The organism is Pseudomonas sp. (genome assembly GCF_037994325.1).
Classification (GTDB): Bacteria; Pseudomonadota; Gammaproteobacteria; order Pseudomonadales; family Pseudomonadaceae; genus Aquipseudomonas.
In genome coordinates this window covers 1-8,090 of the sequence record NZ_JBBNAH010000027.1, presented here as the reverse complement: position 1 = coordinate 8,090, position 8,090 = coordinate 1, and the positions used below count along the sequence as shown (strand labels likewise).

Here is an 8,090-nt window from a genome sequence, read left to right as displayed (position 1 = left end):
GTAAAAGATGCGCAGCAAACGGCGTTTTTCAAACCGTTTAAAGAAAAAAGCGACAACGCGGTGGTCCACGGTTCCTACAACGGCGACCTGGAAAAGCTCAAAGACATGATCAATATGAGCCACGTAACCTGGGATGTGGTCGAGGTGGAAGCCCCCGAACTCGCCCGTGGTTGTGCCGAAGATCTGTTCGAAAAATTGGAGCCAGGTCTGGCTGGTGCTGCCAGTGATTTTGTCCCCGGCGCCATTCAGCCCTGCGGCGTGGGCATTTTTGTGTGGTCCACGGTGCTGGCCTATGACCAAGCCAAACTGAAAACCGCCCCCAACGGTTGGCGGGATTTCTGGGACACGGCAAAAATCCCTGGCAAACGCGGCATGCGCTGGGGCGCGAAATACAACCTCGAATTCGCCTTGATGGCCGACGGCGTTGCGCCCAAAGACGTATACGACGTGCTGGAAACCCAAGCCGGCGTAGACCGCGCCTTCCGCAAATTAGGCGAGCTAAAAAGCAACATCACTTGGTGGAAAGCCGGCGCCGAACCCGTGCGTAACCTGCAAGAAGGCAGCGTGATCATGAGCGTGGCCTACAACGGCCGTATCGCCGCCGCCCAAGCGGAAAACAAAACCTTCAGCCTGGTATGGACTGGCGGCATCTACGACTTCGATTATTGGGCCATTCCCAAAGGTTCGTGGAAAGGCAAACTGGGCCGCGAATTTATCGCCTTCGCCAGCCAGCCCGAACAGCAAAAGCTGTTTGCCGAAAGTATCGCCTACAGCCCGATCAACAACCGCGCCATTGCCATGATCGACCCAGCGCGGGCCAAACAACTGCCCACCGCGCCGCAAAACATCGCCGACGCCATTCCCATGAACGTCGCGTTCTGGGCGAAAAATGGTGAAGCGCTGGAAAAGCGCTTTGAAGGTTGGGTGAAGTAATAAAGCCCACCAGGGCCGACCGGGAGCATTGCTTGATCCGTGCTCCAGTTGCCCTTGCCTAAACCAGCCCTCTACGGCATCTGTCGCTCACAACTACCCCAACGTCGCGTTTCCTATCACCCCTGTTTTTCTCCCGCGTAGGTTAGAACCCAGTACGCCGAGGCGCTAGCTAGAGGCCTGCGGCTTAATTTCAGGGTTAGGGGAACAGGCATGACGGTGACTACGTATCCACAGCAGCAGGCAGTTGATAGCGCGGTGCTGCGCAAGGTAATCGCCGCCTCGGCCATCGGCAATTTTGTCGAGTGGTTCGACTTCGCGGTGTATGGCTTTCTGGCCGTGACCATCGCGGCGCTGTTCTTCCCGCCCGGCGACCCAACGTTAGCGCTGCTGCAAACCTTTGCTGTGTTCGCCGTGTCCTTTGCCCTACGGCCATTAGGCGGCATTGTGTTTGGCATTCTCGGTGACCGCATCGGGCGCAAGCGCGTGCTGTCGATCACCGTGCTGATGATGGCGGCGGCCACCACCCTGATCGGCCTGTTGCCGACCTACTCCAGCCTGGGGCTTTTCGCGCCGTTGTTACTGGCCTTGGCGCGCTGCATTCAGGGTTTTTCCGCTGGCGGCGAATACGCTGGAGCCTGCGCCTTCGTGATGGAGCATGCGCCCACCGAACGCAAAGCGCGTTACGGCAGCTTTGTGCCGGTGTCGACCTTTATGGCCTTCGCCAGTGCGGCCGGCATCGTCTTTGGCTTGGGCCTGTGGCTGGACGAAACGCAGATGCAAGCCTGGGGCTGGCGCCTACCGTTTCTGGTCGCTGCGCCACTGGGCTTGATTGGCCTGTATATGCGCCTGCGCCTGGACGAATCACCGGCCTTTCGCGCCATGGCAGCCCAAGCGCAACCCGAACATTCCCCACTCAGCGAGACCCTGCGCCACCACGGCAAGACCATCGTCTGCCTATCAGCCTTTATCTCCGCAACGGCGCTGTCGTTCTACATGTTCACCACCTACCTGACCACCTACATGCAAGTAGTGGGTGGCGCCACGCGGCCCACCGCCTTGCTGGCCAGCCTGTGCGCCCTGATATTTGCCGCACTGTTGTGCCCGCTGGTGGGTCGCTATTCGGATTGGGTGGGCCGGCGCAAAACCATTCTCACTGCTGGCGTATGTCTGATCGTCGCCGTGTACCCGGCCTTCTTCCTCGCCGCCTCCGGAACGTTTTTGCCCTCAGCCGTCGGCGCCATGCTGCTGGCCGTGGGTGCCGTGATTTGTGGGGTAGTAACCGCCGTGCTGCTGTCCGAACAGTTCCCCACCCGCGTGCGCTACACCGCGTCGGCCTTTACCTACAACCTGGCCTATACCGTATTCGGCGGTACCGCCCCGCTGATCGCCACCTGGCTGATCGAACAAACCGGTAACCGCATGTCGCCGGCGTATTACCTGATCGCCATCGCCTTGCTCGCGCTGGCGGGTGGTTTGGCATTGCCGGAAACGTCTAAGCGGTCGTTGGATTATCGAGCGAGTTGAGGGGCAGCGGCGGTGGCCAGCGTTGAGCTATTCAACGTCACGACCTGGCGCGCGGTGAGCTTGTTGTAAACGACGCTTCAGGCCAAGCGAATCAGGCTCATGTGGTTGTAGAGGTGCATAACATGCGCCTCGGCGTAATCGGCATGGCTCAACGCGCCATAGACAAAGTGCGGCTGTAGCTCGCCCTGGTACGCGCTGAAATTGCTAAAAGCCTGCTGCAAGCGATTAAGGGCCTGGGCTTGGCTGGCCGGTTCACTGAGCGAAGCGGCACCGGGAATGGCCTCGTTCAATGGATGTCGCATGGCCCCACGGGCGGCAAATACGCTGAACGCCAGCGGCCCGATGCTGCTACGGAACCAGGTCGGTTTGAGCTCGGGGTAGCCACTGATGGAGTATTCGATACTCTGCGCGCAGTGGTTAAACACCTCGGCCGGACTCCAGCCGTTGACGCTGACCAGCGACTTGCCCTCCAGCGTGCGCAATAAGTCTTGCGCGCCATCCAGGCTCAGCGCCCCTACCCGTTCGCCTGTCGGCAAGGCCCAGAAGCCCACACCGAGTGTCGCCACACCGCCCACGGCGCCCAGCGTTAATACTTGTCGTCTATTCATTCCAACTCCATAGAACTGCCATCAGCGTCAGCGCCAAAGGATTAAAGCAACCCGTGCACTGGCACCAGCGTCGCCCCACTGGCGAGCCAAAGCGGCAAGCGGGTGAGCTTGCCACGCTAAAAAAGCTTTTCAAGTGTCGCATCGAGCCAAGTTGCACCTTTGAAACGGCCAACGTGCAGGGCGCCACAAGCGATGCCGGTGTCCCCACTTCGTTTTGGAGCGAAGGTCGAGATCAGGGGTAACACACTAAGGTCTTGGGTTTTTTTCGCGACTTTCGGCTAGCCTTTTTTGAAGAGAAAAAAGCATCAACAGCGAATTTTCCAAAGCCTGCCGAGGCTTATCGCGTCTTCAGATAACGGGTGTAATCATCCGGTTTTTGTAGAGTTCCACACCCGCTAGGAGGGGCAATGTCGATTGAATCAGTAAAAGCGTTTTTCGCCGCAAATGCGCCCGATGTAACCATCCTCGAACACGAACTGAGTACGGCCACCGTTGCCCTGGCGGCGGCCGCGTTAGGCGTTGATGAAGGCCAGATCGCGAAGACCCTGGCCCTGCGTTTGGGCGATCGCCACGCCTTGCTCGTCGCAGCCGGCCATGCACGGCTGGACAACCAGAAAGCCAAAGCCGCATTCGGCGCCAAAACCAAGATGTTAAGCCCTGATGAAACGTTCGAATTGACCGGGCACCGCGTCGGCGGTGTATGCCCGTTCGGCCTGCCCGCGCCAGTATCCATCTACTGCGAAGCAGTCCTCCCTGTTCACGCCTCAATCCACGACGAACAACCTGGCGCCAGTGGCGGTTGACGACCGGTGCGCCTCTGCATGGTCGGCCACCTGATAGCTCACTCCTGCCTTCAACGTGAACCTGCGACCATCCTCGAGCTCGGTGTCCAGTTGACCGTCCAGGCAGAGCAGAATATGGCCTTTGCGACACCAATGGTCGGCAAGGTAGCCCGGGCTGTATTCGACCATTCGCACTCTTACTTCGCCGAATTGGCAGGTGCGCCAGTGGGCCGTGCCGGTTTCGCCGGGATGAGCAGTGGGCTCTATTGTCGACCAATCGGTGGTGCCAAAGGGGATGTCGGTAAGTTGCATGGGTGCCTCGGCTGCGGGAAGAAAATGAATCGTACCGAGGCGAAAAAAAGGCCAGTAGATACAGATCGGGCTGATTTCCTCAATACTCGCCCAGATGGTCGCGCGCCCCATCGACTCGGGCTTGTGCAGGCGATATACCTGGTAGCTTTCCAGCTAATCACGGTCAGGGTCTGTTCTTCCGTTTATTCAATGCTTGCTGGTCTGGCGCGGCATGCTCATCACACTGCCTCCCAGCGCCGGAACAGCACGCTGGCATTGACGCCACCAAAGCCGAAGCCATTCGAGAGTGCGTGGGTGATGGGCATTTTGCGCGCAGTGAGGGCAACCAGGTCGAGCCCCTGCGCGTTCTCATCACGCTCAATAAGGTTCAAGGTCGGCGGCACCACTTGGTCACGTAACGCCAGTACCGTGAAAATCGCTTCGATACCCCCAGCGGCGCCCAACAGGTGACCGGTAGCGGATTTGGTCGAGCTGATCGCGACAGATGAGTCATCGCCGAACAATGCTCGAATAGCCGCCAACTCGCCCTTGTCGCCGACCTGAGTCGACGTCGCATGCGCATTGATGTGCTGCACATCGGCGGCACTCAACCCCGCCTGCTGAAGGGCTTGCTGCATGGCGCGTCGGGCGCCGCTGCCATCTTCCAACCCTGCGGTAAGGTGATACGCGTCGGCGCTGGTACCGTAGCCAACCAGTTCAGCCAGCGGTGTGGCGCCGCGGTTAAGAGCATGCTCGAGTGACTCGATCACCAACAGCCCGGCGCCTTCAGCCATAACGAAACCATCCCGGTTGCGGTCGAATGGCCGCGACGCCTCCTGCGGCCGCTCGGCGAAGCCGGTGGACAGCGCGCGAGCCGCCGCGAAGCACCCCAACGACACGCGGTCGATCGCCGCCTCCGTGCCGCCACATACCGCAATGTCAGCCTCGCCGCTTCTGATCAGGCGCGCGGCGTCACCAATGGCCTGAACACCGGCCGCGCAGGCTGTCACCGGTGCGCCAAGAGGCCCTTGAAAGCCGTAACGAATCGAGACATGTCCCGCCGCCATATTGGCCAGAAACGAAGGCGCGGTAAAAGGTGATAGTCGGCGCGGCCCACGTGCGTCTGTGGTGCGTACCGCTTCTGCGATTACGCTGAAACCACCCACAGCCGACGCGATGATCGTCGCCGTTCGCTGCCGCTCTGCTTCGTTGGTTGGGCTCCAGCCTGCCTGCTGCAACGCCTCATGTGCAGCAACCAGCGAGAACTCGATAAAACGATCCATCTTCTTGCGGTCTTTGGCAGGTATTACCTGCTCGGGGTGATACCCAGCAACGGCATCGTCCGCCAGCGACGGTACTTGTCCGCCCACCGCCACACCGGTGCCTTCCGTGATTTCAGCCGGCAGTGTGCGAATGCCCGAGCATCCGGCCAGCAGCCGTCGCCACACCTCCTCGACCCCGCAGCCAAGCGGACCGACGATACCTAAGCCGGTTACTACAATGCGTTTGTTAGCCTGAGAATTGGTCATTGGCGCCTCTGTGTAGTCGATTCAGTAAGCATGCGTGCGAGAAGCAGATTCGTGCCTGGTTAGGCGCTCGTGCGGATGATCTAAGGTCAGCAGTGCTGCTGGCCCGGGCGGATGGCGCTACGGCGTGCTGATTTCATTCGTATGCCAGACTTACAAGCTCCACCGCTGCTGCAATGCGCGCTTGGTCGATAGTTTCTGTGCTGCCAGGCTGCAAACCTCCTACGGCTAGCAACAGAAACTGCCTGGCGACTCTTACCGGATCGTCACAGCGGGCGCATTGCCAGAGCGCCTTCTCCACGCACAGCTGGTACGCGCGATAACGCTGGCGCCAGCGTTTTTGGGGGATCCAGTTAGACCGCAGCATGATGTGCGTAAGGGCGACAGATGCTGGATGCAACGCCTGCAGCAGCAGCCCATGCGCGACTTTTTCCAGGTTACTGCGCAAGCTGCCGCGTACCTGAGTCGGGAGCACGGGCTGGGGAAGTGCGTCCATCCAATACTCGACCACCGCCCGAAACAGCGCGTCTTTGCTGCCGAAATGCGCATACAACGTTGCTTTTGTTACGCCAGCGGAATCGGCGATCAACTGCATGCTGGCAAGCTCGTGCCCAAGCGCTACAAACAGATCGCTGGCGGCCCTCAGCATTTCGCTTTTCATCTCCTGCTCGCGAAGCCGGCGACGAGACGCCTGCAGGGGCACCGCGCGGGTAGCGCTGGTTTCAGCCACGCGTTTACAAACCCTACCGACGGCAGTCATTAAGCCACCTCGCTAGCCTGGCCGCTGCTGGGCTTGATTTTGAACCAGATGGAATACATGGCTGGCAGGAACACCAACGTCAGCACCGTGCCCGCCAAGGTGCCGCCAATTAACGTGTAAGCAAGCGTTCCCCAGAACACCGAATGGGTCAGCGGAATAAACGCCAGAACCGCTGCGAGTGCGGTCAGGATCACCGGGCGAGCGCGCTGCACAGTGGCTTCGACCACCGCCTGGAAGGGTTGCAGACCGGCCTGTTCGTTATGGTGTATTTGCCCGATCAGAATCAGCGTATTGCGCATCAAGATGCCCGATAGCGCGATCAGACCAACCAAGGCATTGATGCCGAACGGCTGATGAAACAACAGCAGCACCGGCACTACACCAATCAGGCCCAGCGGCGAGGTGAGGAACACCATGACCATGGCGGAGATCGAGCGCACTTGCAGGATAAGGATCAACAGGGTCAGCGCAATCATGATCGGCAGCAGCGGCAGAATCGCTTTGCTGGCTTTGCCGGATTCCTCGATGGAGCCAGCCATTTCGATTCGATAGCCGGCTGGTAGCGTTTCGATTATCGGCTGCAGGTCTTTCCAGACCGCGGCGGAAACGTCAGGCGGCTGCAGCCCCTCAGAGATATCGCCGCGCACGGTGATGGTCGGTGTGCGATCGCGGCGGCGCAAGATGGGATCCTCCATACGCACATCGACCTCGCCAATCTGCGCCAGCGGAATACGCTGGCCAGCCGAGCCCACCAGGGTAAAGCCCTCGATCCTCGCCGGGTCGAGACGGATATCTCCCGCCGCGCGGCCCACCACTTGCACCGAGCGGATATCCTCACGAACCGTGGTAATGGGCACGCCCGTGAGCAGGAATTGCAGCTGTTGCCCCACCGCGTTGGAGGTCAGGCCAACGGCCTGCAAGCGATCCTGATCCAGCGAAAAATGCAGGGTCGGTACCAACGGCCCCCAGTCGGTGTTTACCGTTTTCATCATCGGGCTGGCTTGCAGCACAGCCTGAACGCGAGAGGCAATTTCGCGCAATTGCGCAGGCTCAGGGCCCATCACCCGATAGGCCACCGGAAACGGCGAGTAAGGACCAAACACCAGTTGCGTAACCCGCACCTGCGCTTGCGGAGCCAGCCCCTCAGAAGCCGCTTCACGAATTCGCAACTTGAGGGCTTCACGCGCCTCCTGGCTTTGCGTCAGCACAACAATTTTGGCAAAAGACGGATCCGGCAACTCGGGGGCCATGGCCAGAAAGAACCGCGGTGGGCCCTGGCCAATATAGGAGGTCACAATCTTGGCTTCCTCCTGCTCACGCAGCCACGATTCAACTTTGATGGCGGTGGCGTTGGTTTGCTCTATCGAGGTGCCGTAAGGCATCTGTATTTCGACCAACACCTCAGGCCGGTCGGACGTCGGAAAGAATTGCTTCTTGACCAAACCCATACCCACGACGGCTATGACAAAGGACGCTACGACCGCGCCCGCTACCAGCCACTTACGCGCGATAACGACGGCCAATACGTGGCGAAAACGGTTGTAGTGACGGGTGTTGTAGATAGCCGCGTGACCGCCTTCGACCCTCTTGATCTGCGGCAGCATTTTCACCCCCAGGTAGGGAGTAAATGCCACGGCTACCACCCACGAGGCGATCAGGGCAATGC

Annotated in this window: 8 protein-coding genes; 3 read left to right on the top strand and 5 right to left on the bottom strand. The window is 59.9% G+C overall.

Annotated elements, in window-relative coordinates:
• Together AAAB16_RS00910 and AAAB16_RS00905 are read left to right on the top strand one after the other, a co-directional pair.
• Window positions 1–933, top strand: a 933-nt coding sequence (locus AAAB16_RS00910) for an ABC transporter substrate-binding protein (RefSeq protein WP_340661632.1), incomplete at its 5' end; no start/stop codon positions are given.
• Between the two features lie 210 nt (window positions 934–1,143).
• Window positions 1,144–2,457 carry an MFS transporter gene (locus AAAB16_RS00905; protein WP_340661631.1) on the top strand — a complete coding sequence of 438 codons (1,314 nt, stop codon included), beginning with the start codon at window positions 1,144–1,146 and terminating at the stop codon, window positions 2,455–2,457.
• A gap of 77 nt (window positions 2,458–2,534) precedes the next feature.
• On the opposite strand, the gene AAAB16_RS00900 is transcribed toward AAAB16_RS00905, so the two are convergent.
• On the bottom strand, window positions 2,535–3,065 hold the full coding sequence (locus tag AAAB16_RS00900; protein WP_340661630.1) for a DUF1569 domain-containing protein: 531 nt from the start codon (window positions 3,063–3,065) through the stop codon (window positions 2,535–2,537).
• Between the two features lie 407 nt (window positions 3,066–3,472).
• Between AAAB16_RS00900 and AAAB16_RS00895 the strand changes: the two genes are divergently transcribed.
• A complete protein-coding gene (locus AAAB16_RS00895; protein WP_340661629.1) occupies window positions 3,473–3,868 on the top strand; it encodes a YbaK/EbsC family protein in 396 nt (131 codons plus the stop codon).
• On the opposite strand, the gene AAAB16_RS00890 is transcribed toward AAAB16_RS00895, so the two are convergent.
• The 4 genes from AAAB16_RS00890 to AAAB16_RS00875 all read right to left on the bottom strand — a co-directional run.
• Window positions 3,830–4,159: a DHCW motif cupin fold protein gene (locus AAAB16_RS00890; protein ID WP_340661628.1), complete on the bottom strand. Its 330-nt coding sequence runs from the start codon at window positions 4,157–4,159 to the stop codon at window positions 3,830–3,832. The two genes, AAAB16_RS00895 and AAAB16_RS00890, sit on opposite strands and share 39 nt — an antisense overlap.
• A gap of 218 nt (window positions 4,160–4,377) precedes the next feature.
• Window positions 4,378–5,667: a beta-ketoacyl-ACP synthase II gene (gene fabF / locus AAAB16_RS00885; RefSeq protein ID WP_340661627.1), complete on the bottom strand. Its 1,290-nt coding sequence runs from the start codon at window positions 5,665–5,667 to the stop codon at window positions 4,378–4,380.
• A gap of 133 nt (window positions 5,668–5,800) precedes the next feature.
• Window positions 5,801–6,424, bottom strand: coding sequence for a helix-turn-helix domain-containing protein (locus tag AAAB16_RS00880; protein ID WP_340661626.1), 624 nt, complete (start codon window positions 6,422–6,424; stop codon window positions 5,801–5,803).
• Window positions 6,424–8,090: efflux RND transporter permease subunit (locus AAAB16_RS00875; RefSeq protein ID WP_340661625.1), on the bottom strand; the 1,667-nt coding region annotated here is incomplete at its 5' end. The genes AAAB16_RS00875 and AAAB16_RS00880, both read right to left, overlap by 1 nt.